The sequence below is a fragment of the Streptomyces sp. NPDC032940 genome, from assembly GCF_040636935.1.
In the GTDB taxonomy this organism is placed as follows: Bacteria; Actinomycetota; Actinomycetes; order Streptomycetales; family Streptomycetaceae; genus Streptomyces.
Genome location: NZ_JBEZVJ010000001.1, coordinates 312,871 through 328,500, shown reverse-complemented (window position 1 = coordinate 328,500; position 15,630 = coordinate 312,871). Strand labels below are relative to the sequence as shown.

Annotated in this window: 17 protein-coding genes and 1 riboswitch; of the genes, 11 read left to right on the top strand and 6 right to left on the bottom strand. The window is 72.8% G+C overall.

Annotated features, from left to right (window positions below):
• Position 1 precedes the first annotated feature (1 nt).
• Positions 2-952, top strand: coding sequence for an ABC transporter substrate-binding protein (locus AB0E77_RS01525; RefSeq protein WP_361563959.1), 951 nt, complete (start codon positions 2-4; stop codon positions 950-952).
• 3 nt (positions 953-955) lie between these two features.
• On the opposite strand, the gene AB0E77_RS01520 is transcribed toward AB0E77_RS01525, so the two are convergent.
• Genes AB0E77_RS01520 through AB0E77_RS01510 form a run of 3 tightly spaced genes read right to left on the bottom strand, consistent with a single transcriptional unit; the run spans position 956 to position 2,624 of the window.
• A complete protein-coding gene (locus AB0E77_RS01520) occupies positions 956-1,675 on the bottom strand; it encodes an isocitrate lyase/phosphoenolpyruvate mutase family protein (RefSeq protein ID WP_361563957.1) in 720 nt (239 codons plus the stop codon).
• Complete coding sequence (locus AB0E77_RS01515; RefSeq protein ID WP_361563955.1) at positions 1,672-2,118, bottom strand: carboxymuconolactone decarboxylase family protein; 447 nt, start codon at positions 2,116-2,118, stop codon at positions 1,672-1,674. Before AB0E77_RS01515 ends, AB0E77_RS01520 begins: the two co-directional genes overlap by 4 nt.
• Positions 2,115-2,624, bottom strand: coding sequence for a carboxymuconolactone decarboxylase family protein (locus AB0E77_RS01510; RefSeq protein ID WP_361563952.1), 510 nt, complete (start codon positions 2,622-2,624; stop codon positions 2,115-2,117). Before AB0E77_RS01510 ends, AB0E77_RS01515 begins: the two co-directional genes overlap by 4 nt.
• A gap of 47 nt (positions 2,625-2,671) precedes the next feature.
• On the opposite strand from AB0E77_RS01510, the gene AB0E77_RS01505 reads away from it, so the two are divergent.
• From AB0E77_RS01505 to AB0E77_RS01480, 6 genes are all read left to right on the top strand, one after another.
• Positions 2,672-4,057 (top strand): PLP-dependent aminotransferase family protein, encoded by a 1,386-nt coding sequence (locus AB0E77_RS01505; protein ID WP_361563950.1) that lies wholly within the window; start codon positions 2,672-2,674, stop codon positions 4,055-4,057.
• A 78-nt stretch (positions 4,058-4,135) separates the two neighbouring features.
• Positions 4,136-4,486, top strand: coding sequence for a hypothetical protein (locus AB0E77_RS01500; protein WP_361563947.1), 351 nt, complete (start codon positions 4,136-4,138; stop codon positions 4,484-4,486).
• A 5-nt stretch (positions 4,487-4,491) separates the two neighbouring features.
• A complete protein-coding gene (locus tag AB0E77_RS01495) occupies positions 4,492-5,676 on the top strand; it encodes a glutathionylspermidine synthase family protein (RefSeq protein ID WP_361563944.1) in 1,185 nt (394 codons plus the stop codon).
• A gap of 132 nt (positions 5,677-5,808) precedes the next feature.
• Positions 5,809-5,896, top strand: a riboswitch (ZMP/ZTP riboswitch).
• Between the two features lie 28 nt (positions 5,897-5,924).
• Positions 5,925-7,370, top strand: coding sequence for a glycine hydroxymethyltransferase (locus tag AB0E77_RS01490; protein ID WP_361563942.1), 1,446 nt, complete (start codon positions 5,925-5,927; stop codon positions 7,368-7,370).
• Positions 7,371-7,469: 99 nt separating this feature from the next.
• Complete coding sequence (trpS, locus tag AB0E77_RS01485; protein WP_361563940.1) at positions 7,470-8,483, top strand: tryptophan--tRNA ligase; 1,014 nt, start codon at positions 7,470-7,472, stop codon at positions 8,481-8,483.
• A gap of 173 nt (positions 8,484-8,656) precedes the next feature.
• On the top strand, positions 8,657-9,235 hold the full coding sequence (locus tag AB0E77_RS01480; RefSeq protein WP_361563938.1) for a 2'-5' RNA ligase family protein: 579 nt from the start codon (positions 8,657-8,659) through the stop codon (positions 9,233-9,235).
• On the opposite strand, the gene AB0E77_RS01475 is transcribed toward AB0E77_RS01480, so the two are convergent.
• Together AB0E77_RS01475 and AB0E77_RS01470 are read right to left on the bottom strand one after the other, a co-directional pair.
• Positions 9,232-9,987, bottom strand: coding sequence for a decaprenylphospho-beta-D-erythro-pentofuranosid-2-ulose 2-reductase (locus AB0E77_RS01475; protein ID WP_361563936.1), 756 nt, complete (start codon positions 9,985-9,987; stop codon positions 9,232-9,234). The genes AB0E77_RS01480 and AB0E77_RS01475 overlap by 4 nt on opposite strands.
• Positions 9,988-10,004: 17 nt before the next feature.
• On the bottom strand, positions 10,005-11,372 hold the full coding sequence (locus AB0E77_RS01470) for an FAD-binding oxidoreductase (RefSeq protein ID WP_361563934.1): 1,368 nt from the start codon (positions 11,370-11,372) through the stop codon (positions 10,005-10,007).
• A 133-nt stretch (positions 11,373-11,505) separates the two neighbouring features.
• Between AB0E77_RS01470 and AB0E77_RS01465 the strand changes: the two genes are divergently transcribed.
• The 4 genes from AB0E77_RS01465 to AB0E77_RS01450 are packed head-to-tail and all read left to right on the top strand — an operon-like array spanning position 11,506 to position 14,319.
• A complete protein-coding gene (locus tag AB0E77_RS01465; RefSeq protein WP_361563931.1) occupies positions 11,506-12,012 on the top strand; it encodes a phosphatase PAP2 family protein in 507 nt (168 codons plus the stop codon).
• Positions 12,009-12,959: a decaprenyl-phosphate phosphoribosyltransferase gene (locus AB0E77_RS01460; RefSeq protein WP_361563928.1), complete on the top strand. Its 951-nt coding sequence runs from the start codon at positions 12,009-12,011 to the stop codon at positions 12,957-12,959. Before AB0E77_RS01465 ends, AB0E77_RS01460 begins: the two co-directional genes overlap by 4 nt.
• Positions 12,953-13,423 carry a GtrA family protein gene (locus tag AB0E77_RS01455; RefSeq protein ID WP_361563925.1) on the top strand — a complete coding sequence of 157 codons (471 nt, stop codon included), beginning with the start codon at positions 12,953-12,955 and terminating at the stop codon, positions 13,421-13,423. Before AB0E77_RS01460 ends, AB0E77_RS01455 begins: the two co-directional genes overlap by 7 nt.
• Positions 13,411-14,319, top strand: coding sequence for a YihY/virulence factor BrkB family protein (locus AB0E77_RS01450; protein ID WP_361563922.1), 909 nt, complete (start codon positions 13,411-13,413; stop codon positions 14,317-14,319). Before AB0E77_RS01455 ends, AB0E77_RS01450 begins: the two co-directional genes overlap by 13 nt.
• Here the strand turns inward: AB0E77_RS01450 and AB0E77_RS01445 are convergent.
• On the bottom strand, positions 14,267-15,553 hold the full coding sequence (locus tag AB0E77_RS01445; RefSeq protein WP_361563919.1) for a D-alanyl-D-alanine carboxypeptidase: 1,287 nt from the start codon (positions 15,551-15,553) through the stop codon (positions 14,267-14,269). The genes AB0E77_RS01450 and AB0E77_RS01445 overlap by 53 nt on opposite strands.
• Between the last annotated feature and the right edge of the window lie 77 nt (positions 15,554-15,630).

Here is a 15,630-nt window from a genome sequence, read left to right as displayed (position 1 = left end):
GATGTCCCGCAAGCGGATCACGGCGGCCGTCGCCGTGCTGGTGCTGGCCACCGGCTGCGGCGCCGCCGACATGACCAAGCAGGCGTCCCCGTTCGCGAACGCCCAGGGCGCGAAGACCGTCACCCTGTCCGTGCAGTCCTGGGTCGGCGCCCAGGCCAACGTGGCCGTCGCCCAGTACCTGCTGGAGCACGAGCTCGGCTACCGCGTCGACACCGTCCAGGTCGACGAGGTCCCCGCCTGGGACGCGCTCAGCCAGGGCCGGGTCGACGCCATCCTGGAGGACTGGGGCCACCCCGAGCAGGAACAGCGCTACGTCGCCGACAAGAAGACCATCGCGCGTGGCGGCGACCTCGGCGTCACCGGACACATCGGCTGGTTCGTCCCGACGTACTTCGCGAAGAAGCACCCGGACGTCACGAACTGGAAGAACCTGAACAAGTACGCCGAGTTGTTCCGCACCGCCGAGAGCGGCGGCAAGGGCCAGCTCATGGACGGCTCCCCGTCCTACGTCACCAACGACAAGGCGCTGGTGAAGAACCTGGGCCTGGACTACCAGGTCGTCTTCGCGGGCTCCGAGGCCGCCCAGATCACGCAGATGCAGCAGTTCGCCAAGGAGAAGAAGCCCTTCCTGACCTACTGGTACACACCCCAGTGGCTGTTCGAGAAGGTCCCGATGACCGAGGTGAAGCTGCCGGCGTACGAGGAGGGCTGCGACGCCGACCCGGAGAAGGTCGACTGCGCCTACCCGGTCACCCCGCTGCAGAAGTACCTCAACGCGGGCTTCGCGAAGAACGGCGGCGAGGCGGCGGAGTTCCTGAAGAACTTCCGCTGGACGACCGAGGACCAGAACCAGGTCTCCCTGATGATCGCCGAGCAGAAGATGCGGCCCGAGGAGGCGGCGAAGAAGTGGGTGGACAGCCACGAGTCCGTGTGGAAGAAGTGGCTGCCCTGACCCTCACTTCGTCAGTTCCGCCGCGATCTCCCGCAGCGCGCTCTCCGCGCGCCGCTGGAGGCCCGGCCCGAACGTGACCCGGGTGGCCCCGAGTTCGCCGAGCGCGGCGGGCGAGGGGCCCGCCCCGGGCCGGGCGACGACGTTCAACGGCCCCTGGATCCCGGCCCGCAGCAGCGGCACCACCTCCGCGGGGGCACCGATCGGGTACACGCAGTCGGCGCCCGCGGCGACGTACAGCGCGGCCCGCTCCAGAGCCCGGTCCGGGTCGGCGACGCCCCTGACGAACGTGTCGATCCTGGCGTTGAGGAACAGCCGGTCCCCGGCCGCCGCCCGTACCTCGGCCAGCCACGCGGCGTGCTCGTGCGGGTCCTTGAGCACCCCGCCCGTGGAGTCCTCCAGGTTGCAGCCCACGGCACCCGCCGCGAGCAGCCGCTCCACCAGCTCCCCGGGCGCCAGCCCGTACCCGTCCTCGACGTCCGCCGACACCGGTACGCCGACGGCCCGGGTGATCCGCGCGATCGCCGCGAACATCTCGTCGGCCGGGGTCCGCCCGTCCTCGTACCCCAGACTGGCGGCGACCCCGGCGCTGGGCGTCGCCAGCGCCGGGAACCCGGCCTCCGCGAACACGCGGGCGCTCGCCGCGTCCCAGGGACCGGGCAGGACGAGGGGGTCGTCCGGAGCCCGGCCGTGGTGCAGGGCGCGGAAGGCGGCGGCCTCGCTCATGGTGTGTGACCCCCCGGTGGGATGCGGCGGCTGACCATCAGCCGGTTCCAGCCGTTGATGACGCTGATCAGCCCCACCAGGTGGGCCAGTTCGCCGTCCGAGAAGAGTGCGGCGGCCCGCTCGTACACGGCGTCGGGCACGAAGCCCTCCGTCAGGACCGTCACCGCCTCGGTCAGCGCCAGCGCGGCCCGCTCCCGCTCGCTGAACAGCTCCTCGGCCTCCTCCCAGGCGTCGAGCAGACCGAGCCGCTGCTCGCTCTCCCCGTTCTCCCGGGCGAGGGTGAGGTGCATGTCCAGGCAGAACGCGCAGTGGTTGAGCTGCGAGGCCCGGATCATCACCAGCTCGGCGAGGACGGGATCGCCGAGCCCCTTCTTCGCCGCCGCGCTGAGCGCGGACATCGCCCGCTGGACCTCCCCGTCCAGGAGCCGCGTACGGGCCGTCATCCGTGCTGCCCCGGCCGGTAGTGCCCCGGGGTCATACGGCAGGTGACGCCGAAGCGGTTCCAGGCGTTGATCACCGTGATGACGGCGATGAGCTGCGCCAGCTCGGGCTCGTCGAAGTGCCGGGCGACCCGCTCGTAGACCTCGTCGGGCACGAAGCCGTCCGTCAGCACCGTCACCGCCTCCGTCAGCTCCAGCGCCGCCAGCTCCTTCTCGGTGTAGAAGTGCCGCGACTCCTCCCAGGCGCTGAGCTGGATGATCCGCTCCACGCTCTCCCCGGCCGCGAGGGCGTCCTTGCTGTGCATGTCGACGCACAGGGCGCAGCGGTTGATCTGGGAGGCGCGGATCTTCACCAGCTCGTACAGCGTGGGGTCCACCCCCCGCCGGGCGGCCGTGTCCAGGCGGATCATGGCCTTGTACACCTCGGGCGCGTGCTTGCCCCACTCCAGTCGTACGGGCAGTTCGGGGGCGTACCCCGCGGTCGTCGGGTCATCGGTGCGCGTCGTCATGTCCTCGACCCTAGGAACGAAGCAGCCCAGGAGTATGGTCCATTTCCATGGCGAAACCCTGGGCCACTTTCGGCGTCGACCTGCACCTGGAACCGGCCGGGCCGGGCCTGCGGCGCGGGCTGACCGACGCCCTGCGCGAGGCCGTCCGCACCGGCCGCCTGGCCGCCGGCACCCGCCTGCCCTCCTCCCGTGCCCTCGCCGCCGACCTCGGCATCGCCCGCAACACCGTCGCCGACGCCTACGCCGACCTCGTCGCCGAGGGCTGGCTCACCGCCCGCCAGGGCTCCGGCACCCGTGTCGCGGACCGTGCCGTCGTCCCGCCCGCCGGCTCGCCCCCGCGGCCCCGCGCCCGCACCAGCCCCGCCTACGACCTCCGCCCCGGCTCGCCCGACCTGGCCTCCTTCCCGCGCGCCGAGTGGCTCAAGGCGGCCCGCCGCGCCCTCACCGCCGCCCCGCACGACGCCCTCGGCTACGGCGACCCCCGCGGGCGCCCGGAACTGCGCACCGCGCTGGCCGACTACCTCGCCCGGGCCCGCGGCGTGCGCGCCGACCCCGAACGCCTGCTCGTCCTCGGCGGGTTCGCGCACGGCCTGACCCTGCTCGCCGGCGTCCTGAAGGCACGCGGCGTGCACACCGTCGCCGTAGAGTCCTACGGCCTCCACGTCCACCGCGACCTGCTGACCGCCGCCGGCCTGCGCACCGTCCCGCTGCCCTTCGACGCGCACGGCACCGACCCCGTCGGACCGGCCGACGCGGGCGCCGTGCTGCTCACCCCCGCCCACCAGTTCCCGATGGGCGTCCCCCTGCACCCCGACCGGCGTGCCGCCGTCGTGGACTGGGCGCGGCGCACCGGCGGCCTCGTCCTGGAGGACGACTACGACGGCGAGTTCCGCTACGACCGCCAGCCCGTCGGCGCCCTCCAGGGCCTGGACCCCGACCGCGTCGTCTATCTCGGCACCGCCAGCAAGTCCCTCGCCCCCGGACTGCGGCTGGCCTGGGCCGTGCTCCCGCCGGGCCTCTCCGACGACCTCACGGCCTCCCGCGGGGGCCTCGACACCAGCGGCGCGCTCGACCAGCTCACCCTGGCCGAGTTCCTCGCCTCCGGCGCCTACGACCGGCACGTCCGCTCCGCCCGCCTGCGCTACCGGCGCCGCCGGGACGCCCTGGTCGCCGCGCTCGCCGACCGCGCGCCCGAGGTGCGGGTCACCGGGATCGCGGCCGGCCTGCACGCCGTCCTCGGGCTGCCGCCCGGCAGCGAGCAGCAGATCGTCCGGGCGGCTGCCTGGCAGGGCCTCGCCGTGTACGGCCTGTCCCTCTTCCGCCACCCCGAGGCCGTCGCCGAGCCGCGCGACGCCCTGGTCGTCGGCTACGGCACCCCGCCCGACCACGCCTGGGCGGGGGCGCTGGACGCGCTGTGCCGGGCGCTGCCGTAGAGTCCACCCGCGGCACGGGCCGTACACTCGACCGGCCCAACTGTCGTACCGGTACATGGACAACGGGGGAGAGACGAGATGGCGCAGACCCGGCGGCGGCTGCGGTCGAGCACGGTGGTGCTCGGCGGCATGGGAGTGCTCGCGGCAGCCCTCAGCGCATGCGGTTCGGACCCCGACCGCCGCTGCGTGGACCGCGACAGCTACGACTACCTCAACGGCTACAAGGTCGTCGCCGACAAGAACTGCAAGTCGGGCTCGTCCGGCAGCTCTTCGAGCAAGGGCCGCAAGACCTCCCGCGTCAAGGACGCCGACTGGTACTACGACGCCGACGTCAGCAAGGGCTGGGCCGACTCCGGCACCTTCAGCCGCGACGAGGCCGTCGACCGCGGCGGCTTCGGCTGCTCGGGCTCCGGCAGCGGCGGCGGCTGAGCCCCGTGGAACGCCGCACCATCGACCCCCGCCCCGGCTGGCAGCAGACCGTCGAGGAACAGGGCCTCATCTACCCGCTCACCCGCTACCCCGACGACTCCCTGCGCCCCTACTGGGACGAGAGCGCCCATTACGTCTTCTCGCTGCCCGAGGTGGAGGCGCTGGAGGAGACCGTCGAGGAACTGCACCGCATGTGTCTGGCGGCGGCCGAGCACATCGTCTCCGCCGGCCGCTTCGGTGACCTCGGCATCACCGACCCGCGGGTCGTCCGGGCGGTCACCGAGGCCTGGCACCGCCGCGCCGAACTCCCCTCCGTCTACGCCCGCTTCGACCTCCGCTACGACGGCACGGGCCCGGCCAAGCTCCTGGAGTACAACGCGGACACCCCGACCTCGCTGGTCGAGGCGGCGTCCCCGCAGTGGTTCTGGATGGAGGAGCGCTTCCCCGGCGCCGACCAGTGGAACAGCCTCCACGAACGCCTCGTCGACGCCTGGAGGAAGCAGGCCGCGCTCCTCCCGCCCGGCAGCCCCCTGTACTTCGCGCACTCCGCCGAGGACGAACTCGGCGAGGACCTCATGACGGTCGCCTACCTCAAGGAGACCGCCGAGCAGGCCGGCCTGGCGACCGACTGGCTGGCGATGGAGGAGATCGGCTGGGACCGCCTGTCCGGCCGCTTCGTCGACACGAGACTCCGCTTCATCCGCAGCATCTTCAAGCTCTACCCCTGGGAGTGGCTCACCACCGACCGCTTCGCCGGCCACGTCCTGGACACCCTGGACAACGGCGGCGGCACCGGCACCACCCTGTGGATCGAGCCCGCCTGGAAGATGCTCCTCAGCAACAAGGCCCTGCTGGCGATCCTCTGGGAGCTCTACCCCGGCCACCCCAACCTCCTCCCGTCCTACCTGGACGGCCCGAGGGACCTGGCCGGCACGACGGGCTGGGTGGCGAAGCCCCTCCTGGGCCGCGAGGGCGCAGGCGTCACGATCCACCTCCCGGGCACGGACCCGACCCCCCGCGACGAACCCTGCTGCTACCAAGAGCTGGCCCCTTTGCCCACCTTCGACGACAACCACGTCGTCCTCGGCGCCTGGGTCGTGGAGAACGAGGCGGCGGGCCTGGGCATCAGAGAGTCGTCAGGCTTGGTGACGGACGAGTACGCCCGCTTCCTGCCCCACGTGATCTTGTAGATGGCCCCGCGGGGGCCTGTCAGGGGCGCGGGGCTGTGACATGTGCGGCTCCGCCGCGGGGGCGCGACCGGCCACAACGCACCCGCAGTCCGCGACGGACAGCAACCCGGCAAACGCCGTCCGGTACGCTGGCCCCGGGGCCGTGACTGGCGCGCAAGGATGGAAAAACCATCGGGGAGCGGCCCAAGAAGAACCCGTGCCGTGCGCCTGGGCCGACCGAACGCCGACCACAACGTCCGGAGACCCCCATGCCCGCAGACCTGACCCCCGAGTCCGTCGCCTACCGCGCCGCGCTGCAAGCGATCCGCACGGTCGAGCCCCGCGTCGCGGACGCCATCGGCCAGGAACTCGCCGACCAGCGCGAGATGCTCAAGCTGATCGCCTCCGAGAACTACGCCTCCCCGGCCACGCTGCTGACCATGGGCAACTGGTTCAGCGACAAGTACGCCGAGGGCACCGTCGGCCGTCGCTTCTACGCCGGCTGCCGCAACGTCGACACGGTCGAGTCCCTCGCCGCCGAGCACGCCCGCGAACTCTTCGGCGCCCGCCACGCCTACGTCCAGCCGCACTCCGGCATCGACGCCAACCTGGTCGCCTTCTGGGCCGTGCTCGCCGACCGCGTGGAGGCGCCGTTCCTCCAGAAGACCGGCGTCCGCCAGATCAACGACCTCTCCGAGGCCGACTGGGCCGAGCTGCGCCAGGCCTTCGGCAACCAGCGCATGCTCGGCATGTCCCTCGACGCCGGCGGCCACCTCACCCACGGCTTCCGGCCGAACATCTCCGGCAAGATGTTCGACCAGCGCTCCTACGGCACCGACCCGGCCACCGGCCTCATCGACTACGAGGCCCTGCGTGCCCAGGCCCGCGAGTTCAAGCCGCTGATCATCGTCGCCGGCTACTCCGCGTACCCCCGGCTGGTGAACTTCCGGATCATGCGCGAGATCGCCGACGAGGTGGGCGCGACCCTCATGGTCGACATGGCGCACTTCGCCGGCCTCGTCGCGGGCAAGGTCCTCACCGGCGACTTCGACCCGGTCCCGCACGCCCAGATCGTCACGACGACCACCCACAAGTCGCTGCGCGGCCCGCGCGGCGGCATGGTGCTCTGCGACGACTCCCTCAAGGACCAGGTCGACCGCGGCTGCCCGATGGTCCTCGGCGGCCCGCTCCCGCACGTCATGGCCGCCAAGGCCGTCGCCCTCGCCGAGGCCCGGCAGCCCGCGTTCCGGGACTACGCCCAGCGCATCGTCGACAACGCCCGCGCCCTCGCCGAGGGCCTGATGCGCCGCGGCGCCACCCTGGTGACCGGCGGCACGGACAACCACCTCAACCTGATCGACGTCGCCTCCTCCTACGGCCTCACCGGCCGCCAGGCCGAGCAGGCCCTGCTGGACTCCGGCATCGTCACCAACCGCAACGCCATCCCGGCCGACCCGAACGGCGCCTGGTACACCTCCGGCATCCGCATCGGCACCCCGGCGCTGACCACGCGCGGCCTCGGCGCCGCCGAGATGGACGAGGTCGCGGGCCTCATCGACCGCGTCCTGACGGCCGCCGAGCCGGGCACCACCAAGTCGGGCGCCCCCTCGAAGGCGTCCCACGTCCTGGACGAGAAGATCTCCGACGAGATCTCCCGCCGGGCGACTGACCTGGTCGCGGGCTTCCCGCTGTACCCGGAGATCGACCTGGGCTGAAGCGCCCCGCCAGGGGCGCGGGGAACTGCGCGATCAGCCACCACGATCCGCAGTTCCCCACGCACAGAACCCCTCGGGCGCTCTGAGACAATGAAGAACATGGCCTCTGAACGTCCCCGCGTGCTCTCCGGTATCCAGCCGACCTCCGGCTCGTTCCACCTCGGCAACTACCTCGGCGCCGTCCGCCAGTGGGTCGACATGCAGAACACCCACGACGCGTTCTACATGGTCGTCGACCTGCACGCGATCACGGTCCCGCAGGACCCGAAGGTGCTCCGCGAGAACACCCGGGTCGCCGTCGCCCAGCTCCTCGCGGCCGGTCTCGACCCCGAGCACTGCACCCTGTTCGTGCAGAGCCACGTGCCCGAGCACGCCCAGCTCGGCTGGCTGATGAACTGCATCACCGGCTTCGGCGAGGCCTCCCGGATGACCCAGTTCAAGGACAAGTCCGCCAAGCAGGGCAGCGACCGCACCACCGTCGGCCTGTTCACGTACCCGATGCTGATGGTCGCCGACATCCTGCTCTACCAGGCCGACCAGGTCCCCGTCGGCGAGGACCAGCGCCAGCACCTCGAGCTGACCCGCGACCTCGCCGACCGGTTCAACCAGACCTACGGCGACACCTTCACCATGCCGAGCGCCTACATCCTCAAGGAGACGGCGAAGATCTACGACCTTCAGGACCCGACCGCCAAGATGAGCAAGTCGGCGGCCACCCCGAAGGGCCTGATCAACCTGCTCGACGAGCCGAAGGCCACCGCGAAGAAGGTCAAGAGCGCCGTCACCGACACCGACACGGTGATCCGCTTCGACCGCGAGCACAAGCCCGGCGTCAGCAACCTGCTGACGATCTACTCCACGCTCACCGGCACGACCATCCCCGAGTTGGAGCAGCAGTACGAGGGCAAGGGCTACGGCGCCCTGAAGACGGACCTCGCCGAGATCATGGTCGAGTTCGTGTCGCCGTTCCGGGAGCGCACCCAGCAGTACCTGGACGACCCCGAGACCCTCGACTCGGTGCTGGCCAAGGGCGCGGAGAAGGCCCGCGCCGTCGCCGCCGAGACCCTCGCCCGGGCCTACGACGGCATGGGGTTCCTGCCCGCCAAGCACTGACCGGCACCACCGCGGCGCGCGCCCGGTACGCCGCCGTAGCGCTGCACATCACTCCGGTTGCGCCTGCCCGGGACGGGGTCGTGGCCGTACAGTCGATAACCGGGTGGCCGCATCGGCGGCCACCGCCGCACGCCGGTGGGCGGGCGGCACCGACAGAACGACAGGGAGACGACGTGGGGACCGTAACGATCGGCGTGTCGATCGCGGTCCCGGAGCCTCACGGCAGCCGGCTTCAGCAGCTGCGCGCGGGCTTCGGCGACGCCGCGGCGCACGGCATCCCCACGCACGTCACGCTGCTGCCGCCGACCGAGATCGACGGCGCGGCGCTGCCCGCCGTCGAGTCGCACCTGGCGGAGGTCGCGGCCCGCGGCCGGCCCTTCCCGATGCGGCTCTGCGGCACCGGCACCTTCCGCCCGCTGTCGCCGGTGGTCTTCGTGCAGGTCGTCGAGGGCGCGGCGGCCTGCTCCTGGCTCCAGAAGCGGGTCCGCGACTCCTCCGGACCGGTCCCGCGCGAACTGCAGTTCCCGTACCACCCGCACGTCACCGTCGCGCACGGCATCGACGAGGCCGCGATGGACCGTGCCTACGAGGAGCTGGCCGACTACGAGGCCCAGTGGCCGTGCACCGGCTTCGCGCTCTACGAGCAGGGCGCCGACGCGGTGTGGCGCAAGCTGCGCGAGTTCCCCTTCGGCAGCGCGGTCGTGCCGCCGCAGGCCGGACGCCTGGAGAGCGGCACCCTGCCGACGCGCTAGATCGGCAGCCGCCGGAACACCCCCCGCGGCAGGTGCCGCAGCGCCGACATCACCACCCGCAGCGCGCCCGGTACCCACACCGTCTCCGAGCGGCGCCGCAGCCCCAGCTCGATGGCCGCGGCGACCGCCTCCGGCGTCGTGGCGAGCGGTCCCTCCTCCATCCCGGCGGTCATCCGCGACCGAACGAACCCGGGGCGTACGACCATGACGTGCACGCCCGTGCCGTGCAGCGCGTCGCCCAGGCCCTGCGCGAAGGCGTCCAGGCCGGCCTTGCTGGAGCCGTAGATGAAGTTGGCGCGGCGGGCCCGCTCCCCGGCCACGGACGACAGCACCACCAGCGAGCCGTGCCCCTGTGCCTGGAGGGAACGGGCGGCGACCAGCCCTGCCGAGACCGCTCCGGTGTAGTTGGTCTGCGCGACCCGCACGGCGTTCAGCGGCTCGCGCTCGTCGTGCGCCTGGTCGCCGAGGACACCGAACGCGAGCAGTACCAGGTCGACGTCGCCCTCGGCGAACACCTTGCCGAGCGCCTCCTCGTGGGACCCGGGGTCCAGCGCGTCGAAGGCGACGGTGTGCACCTCGGCGCCGAGACCGCGCACCTGCTCGGCGGCGGCGTCCAGCGCGGGGGAGGGGCGGCCGGCCAGCCACACGGTGCGGGTGCGGCGGGCGACCAGCCGGCGCACGGTGGCCAGCGCGATCTCGGACGTACCGCCGAGCACGAGGAGGGACTGGGGGAGGCCGAAGGCGTCCTTCACGACAGCTCCAGAAGGGGTCACAGGGCGAGGCGCCGGGACAGGTCGGACATGAACACCCCGCGTGGGTCCAGCTCCGCGCGCAGCGCGCGGAAGTCGTCCAGGCGCGGGTACATCGCGGCGAGCAGCTCGGGCCGCAGCCGGGAGTCCTTGGCGAGGTAGACCCGGCCGCCGGCCCCGGCGACCACCTCGTCGAGCTCGTCGAGGAAGGCACCGAGCCCCGGCAGCCCGGCCGGGACGTCCAGCGCCAGCGTCCAGCCGGGCACCGGGAACGACAGCCAGCCCGGATCGGCCCGCCCGAAGCGCTTGAGGACGGCCAGGAAGGACGGGCAGCGCTGCGCGGAGATGCGCCGCACGATCCGGCGCAGCGCCTCCTCCCGGCCGTGGCCGACGACGAACTGGTACTGCACGAAGCCGCCGCGGCCGTAGATCCGGTTCCAGTGGGGCACCCCGTCCAGGGGGTGGAAGAAGGTGGAGATCCGCTGGAGCTGCCCGCGCCGCGCACGGGGGGCCTTGCGGTACCAGAGCTCGTTGAACAGGCCCACGCTCGTCCGGCCGAGCAGCCCCTGCGGCAGGCAGGAGGGCGCGGCCGGCAGCCGCGAGGTGCGGAAGGCCAGCGGCTCGCGCCGGGCGTGGGCGTCCAGCGCGTCCAGCGGGGCGTGGTCGCCGCGGGTGAGCACCGCACGGCCGGTCGCCGCACCGCGCGCGAGGAGGTCGATCCAGGCGACCGAGTAGCGGTAGCGGTGGTCGGTGGACGTCAGTCGGGCCATGAGGTCGTCGAGGTCGGTGGCGCGCTCGGTGTCGACCGACATCAGCGCGGTCTCCACCCGCTGGAGCCGCACCGTCGCCGTGAGGATCACCCCCGTCAGGCCCATGCCGCCGGTGGTGGCGTCGAACAGCGGCGTGCCCCGGTCCACGGTGCGGACCCGGCCGTCGGCGGTGAGCAGCTCCAGGGACAGCACATGCCGGGCGAAGGAGCCCGACACATGGTGGTTCTTGCCGTGGATGTCGGCGCCGATCGCCCCGCCGACCGTCACGTAGCGGGTGCCGGGCGTCACCGGCACGAACCAGCCGAGCGGCAGCAGCACCTCCATCAGCCGGTGCAGGGAGACACCGGCGTCGCACAGCACCGTGCCCCCGTCCACGTCGATGGCGTGGATCCGGTCCAGGCCCGTCATGTCGAGCACGGCACCGCCCGCGTTCTGCGCCGCGTCGCCGTACGCCCGGCCCAGGCCCCGCGGGATGCCGCCACGGGCCCCGCACTCCCGGACGGCCGCCGCGGCCTCCTCGTACGTCCGCGGACGGACCAGACGGGCCACGGTGGGCGCGGTGCGGCCCCAGCCGGTGACGGGGCCCCACTCGTCGACGGGAACGGTGTCGGCAGACATGCCGGTGACCGTATCCCCCTTGGACGAACCATCAGTTACGGAACATCCCGGCCCTCCCCGAAACGGGTGATTAATGGTATGTCGCCCGACAATGCCGTACGTACCGCTCCGTAGGAGTGAACAGTGAGTCCCCATGGACGACCTCGACGACATGGACCACCGGATCGTCACGGCGCTCAGAGCCTGCGGAACGGACCCCCGCGTGGCCGGTGCCGCGCGCGCACTGTCCTGGGCCGGGGAACACGGGGCGCTGTGGCTCGCGGCGGGCCTCACCGCGGCCGCAGTGGACGGCACCCGGCGGGCGGCCTGGCTGCGGGGCACCGCCCTCACCGCGGGCGCGCACCTGGCCAGCATGGGGGTGAAACGGGTCGTGCGCCGCCCCCGCCCCGCACACGTCCAGCCCCTGGTGCGCACCGCCGGCCGGCACTCCTTCCCCAGCTCCCACGCCACCTCCGCCGCGGCCGCCGCCGTCGTCTTCGGCGCGCTCGGCGTACGCGCGGCCTGGCCGCTGGCCGCCGCCGTGTGCGTGTCCCGGCTGGTCGCCGGCGTCCACTACCCGTCCGACGTCGCCGCGGGCGCCGCCCTGGGCGCGCTCACCGCCCGGCTCGGCGCCGGCTGGATGCGCGGAGGGACCCGGTGACCGACACGGCCGTCCTGCGGCAGCGCGCCCCCGAACAGCCCCCGCAGCCCGTCCCGCCCCGCCGCGGCGGCCTCGCCGGCGGCCTGCTCAGGACCGCACGCCCCCGCCAGTGGATCAAGAACGTGCTGGTCGTCGCCGCCCCGGCCGCCGCCGGCGAGCTCTTCTCCCGGCACGCCCTGGCCCAGCTCGCCCTGGTCTTCGTCCTGTTCACCGCCTGCGCCGCCGCCGTCTACCTCGTCAACGACGCCCGCGACGCCGAGGCCGACCGCGCCCACCCGGTCAAACGCCACCGCCCGGTCGCCGCCGGACAGGTCCCGGTGCCCGTCGCCTACGCCGTCGGGGGCGCCCTCGGCGTCCTCGCGCCCGTCGCCGCCGCCTGGCTGTGCCCGCCGCCCGTCCTGGCGCTGCTGATCGCCTACCTCACGATGCAACTTGCGTACTGCGTCAGCCTCAAGCACGTCCTGGTCGTCGACCTCGCCGTCGTCACCACCGGCTTCCTGATGCGCGCCATGGTCGGCGGGCTCGCCCTCGGCATCCCGCTGTCGCGCTGGTTCCTCATCACCACCGGCTTCGGCGCCCTGTTCATGGTCGCCGCCAAGCGCTACAGCGAAGCCGTGCAGATGGCCGGCACGGCGGGCGCCACCCGCGCGCTGCTCACCGAGTACACCACCGGATACCTCCGCTTCGTCTGGCAGCTCGCGGCCGGAGTCGCCGTCCTCGGCTACTGCCTGTGGGCCATGGAGGAGGGCGGCGTCCCGCACACCAGCGTGCTGCCCTGGCGCCAGCTGTCCATGGTCGCCTTCGTCCTCGCCGTCCTGCGCTACGCCGTCTTCGCCGACCGCGGCACCGCCGGCGAACCGGAGGACGTGATCCTGCGCGACCGGGCCCTCGCGCTGATCGGCGCGGTGTGGGTGGCCATGTACGGCCTGGCGGTGGCCAATTGGTAGCCGGCCGGCGCGAACTGCTGGGCTTCGCCTCGGCCGGCCTGCTCGCCTACGCCGTCGACCTCGGCCTCTTCACCCTGCTGCGCGGCCCCGCCGGACTCGGCCCGCTCACCGCCAAGGCCCTGTCCTTCGTCGCCGGCTGCTCGGTCGCCTACGCCGGCAACGCGCTGGGCACCTACCGGCACACCCGCCCGCGCGGCCTGCGCCCGTACGCCGTCTTCTGCGCGGTCAACGCCGCCGGTGCCGCCGTGCAGCTGCTCTGCCTGGCCGTCAGCCACTACGGCCTCGGCCTCACCTCCCAGCGCGCCGACACCGTCTCGGGGGCGGGAATCGGCATGGCGCTGGCCACCCTCCTGCGTTTCTGGGGCACACGGACACTGGTCTTCCCGGCCGGGGACTCACCCCGCGGCCGTACGGGATCATGGACCGGGACGAGCGGGGGCAGGGTCGGAACATGGACTGGCTGAAGAAGCTTCCCCTGGTGGGGCCGTGGATCGCACGGCTGATGACCACACACGCATGGCGGTCGTACGAGCGGCTGGACCGGGTCGAGTGGACGCGGCTGGCCGCCGCGATGACGTTCACCAGCTTCGTCGCGCTCTTCCCGCTGCTCAGCCTCGCCGCCGCGGTCGCCGCCGCCCTGCTCAGCAAGGACCAGCAGGGCGAACTCCAGGACAAGATCGCCGAGCAGGTCCCGGGCATCTCCGACCAGCTGAACATCCAGGGACTGATCGACAACGCCGGCACCGTCGGCCTCATCTCCGGCTTCCTGCTGCTGTTCACCGGCATGGGCTGGGTCGACGCCACCCGGGGCTGTCTGCGGGCCGTGTGGGAGCTGCCGGACGAGGAGGAGAACCCGGTCCTGCGCCGGGGCAAGGACGGCGGCATCCTCGTCGGCCTCGGCGGCGCCCTCCTGGTCACCGTCGGCATCTCCACCGTCGCCTCGGCGCTCGTCGGCTGGATCATCCGCCAGCTCGGCATCGCCGAGGGCGGCTTCGGCAGCGTCCTGCTGCACATCGCCGCCTTCGCCGTCGCCGTCCTCGCCGACTTCCTCCTGCTGCTCTACGTGCTGACCCTGCTGCCCGGCGTCCAGCCGCACCGCCGCCGCCTCCTGGTGGCCGCGCTGATCGGCGCGGTCGGCTTCGAACTGCTCAAGCTGCTGCTGAGCGGCTACATGCAGGGCGTCGCCGCGAAGAGCATGTACGGCGCCTTCGGAGTCCCCGTCGCCCTGCTGCTGTGGATCAACTTCACCTCGAAGCTGGTCCTGTTCTGCGCGGCCTGGACGGCCACGGGCAGCAAGGCCGAGGAACTCACGGACGGGACCGGCGACGCATCAGCTCCGGCAGCGGCCAGCGACGGTTGACCAGGAACGCGCCGCCCGCGAGCAGCACCAGCACCCCGGCGGTGATGCCGGCCGCGACGCCGACTCCGGTGGAGCCGTCCGCGGCCGGGGCGCCCGCCACCGGCTTCGTCCCCACGGCACCCTTCCCGCTGACGCCCCCGGCCTCGCCCGAGGCCTCCGTCCCCGGGCTCGCCTGCGCCGCACTCCTCGGCGGCACGAGCTCACCCACCGGCTTCACCTTGCCGGCCGCCTGGAAACCCCAGTCCAGCAGGCGGGCGGCCTCCTTGTAGACCTCGTTGTGCTCGCTCTTCGCCGGGTTCATCACGGTGACGAGCAGCACCCGGCCGTCGCGCTCGGCGACCCCGGTGAAGGTGGCGCCCGCGTTGGTGGTGTTGCCGTTCTTCACCCCGGCGATGCCGGGATAGACGTCTATGTCCGAGTCGCCGGCCAGCAGCCGGTTGGTGTTCTGGATCTCGAAGGACTTGCGGTACGTCTTGCCCTTCTTGTCCTTGGCCGTCTCGCCCGGGAACTTGGCCCGGACCGTCGAGGCGTACTCGCGGAAGTCCTTCTTCTGCAGCCCCGAGCGGGCGAACAGCGTCAGGTCGTACGCGGACGACACCTGGCGGGGCGCGTCGTAGCCGTCGGGGCTGACCACGGTGGTGTCGAGGGCCTGCAACTCCTCGGCGTGCGCGTTCATCTCGGCCACGGTCCTGTCGACGCCGCCGTTCATCGCCGACAGCACGTGCACCGCGTCGTTCCCGGAGCGCAGGAAGACACCGAGCCACAGGTCGTGGACGGTGTACGTCTCCTCCTCCTTGATGCCGACCAGGCTGGACCCGGCGCCGACGCCCGCGAGGTCGGACACCGCCACCTTGTGCTGCGTGGTCTTCGGCCACTTCGGCAGCAGCGTGTCGGCGAACAGCATCTTCAGGGTGCTCGCCGGAGCCAGGCGCCAGTGCGCGTTGTGCGCGGCGAGCACGTCACCGGACTCGGCGTCGGCCACGATCCAGGAGCGCGCGGTGACGTCCTTGGGCAGGACGGGCGCCCCGCCCGCGAGATCGACCTGGTTCCCGGGCTCCCCGAGCCGCGCGCCGCCCACGGACGACATCGTCGCCGGAGGCGTGGCGGACGGACCGGCCGACGGACTCGTCGACGGCCCGGGCGCCGCGTGCGCGGCCGGCGTGAGAGCGAGGGCGGTCAGGGCGGCGGAGGTGACCAGCAGGAACCGCCGGCCGGTCTTCTTGGGTGCGGGCACGACCGAGAACGTACCGCCCGGCCCCGGCACCGGCCCAGCCCCCTCCCCACCCCGCGCACGGAACCGGACAGGCGGCG

Bases quoted from the DNA above. Each gene is read 5' to 3' on its own strand.
- AB0E77_RS01525 (WP_361563959.1), top strand. From the start codon at position 2: ATGTCCCGCAAGCGGATCACGGCGGCCGTCGCCGTGCTGGTGCTGGCC.
- AB0E77_RS01520 (WP_361563957.1), bottom strand. From the start codon at position 1,675: ATGAGCGAGGCCGCCGCCTTCCGCGCCCTGCACCACGGCCGGGCTCCG.
- AB0E77_RS01515 (WP_361563955.1), bottom strand. From the start codon at position 2,118: ATGACGGCCCGTACGCGGCTCCTGGACGGGGAGGTCCAGCGGGCGATG.
- AB0E77_RS01510 (WP_361563952.1), bottom strand. From the start codon at position 2,624: ATGACGACGCGCACCGATGACCCGACGACCGCGGGGTACGCCCCCGAA.
- AB0E77_RS01505 (WP_361563950.1), top strand. From the start codon at position 2,672: ATGGCGAAACCCTGGGCCACTTTCGGCGTCGACCTGCACCTGGAACCG.
- AB0E77_RS01500 (WP_361563947.1), top strand. From the start codon at position 4,136: ATGGCGCAGACCCGGCGGCGGCTGCGGTCGAGCACGGTGGTGCTCGGC.
- AB0E77_RS01490 (WP_361563942.1), top strand. From the start codon at position 5,925: ATGCCCGCAGACCTGACCCCCGAGTCCGTCGCCTACCGCGCCGCGCTG.
- trpS (WP_361563940.1), top strand. From the start codon at position 7,470: ATGGCCTCTGAACGTCCCCGCGTGCTCTCCGGTATCCAGCCGACCTCC.
- AB0E77_RS01470 (WP_361563934.1), bottom strand. From the start codon at position 11,372: ATGTCTGCCGACACCGTTCCCGTCGACGAGTGGGGCCCCGTCACCGGC.
- AB0E77_RS01465 (WP_361563931.1), top strand. From the start codon at position 11,506: ATGGACGACCTCGACGACATGGACCACCGGATCGTCACGGCGCTCAGA.
- AB0E77_RS01450 (WP_361563922.1), top strand. From the start codon at position 13,411: ATGGACTGGCTGAAGAAGCTTCCCCTGGTGGGGCCGTGGATCGCACGG.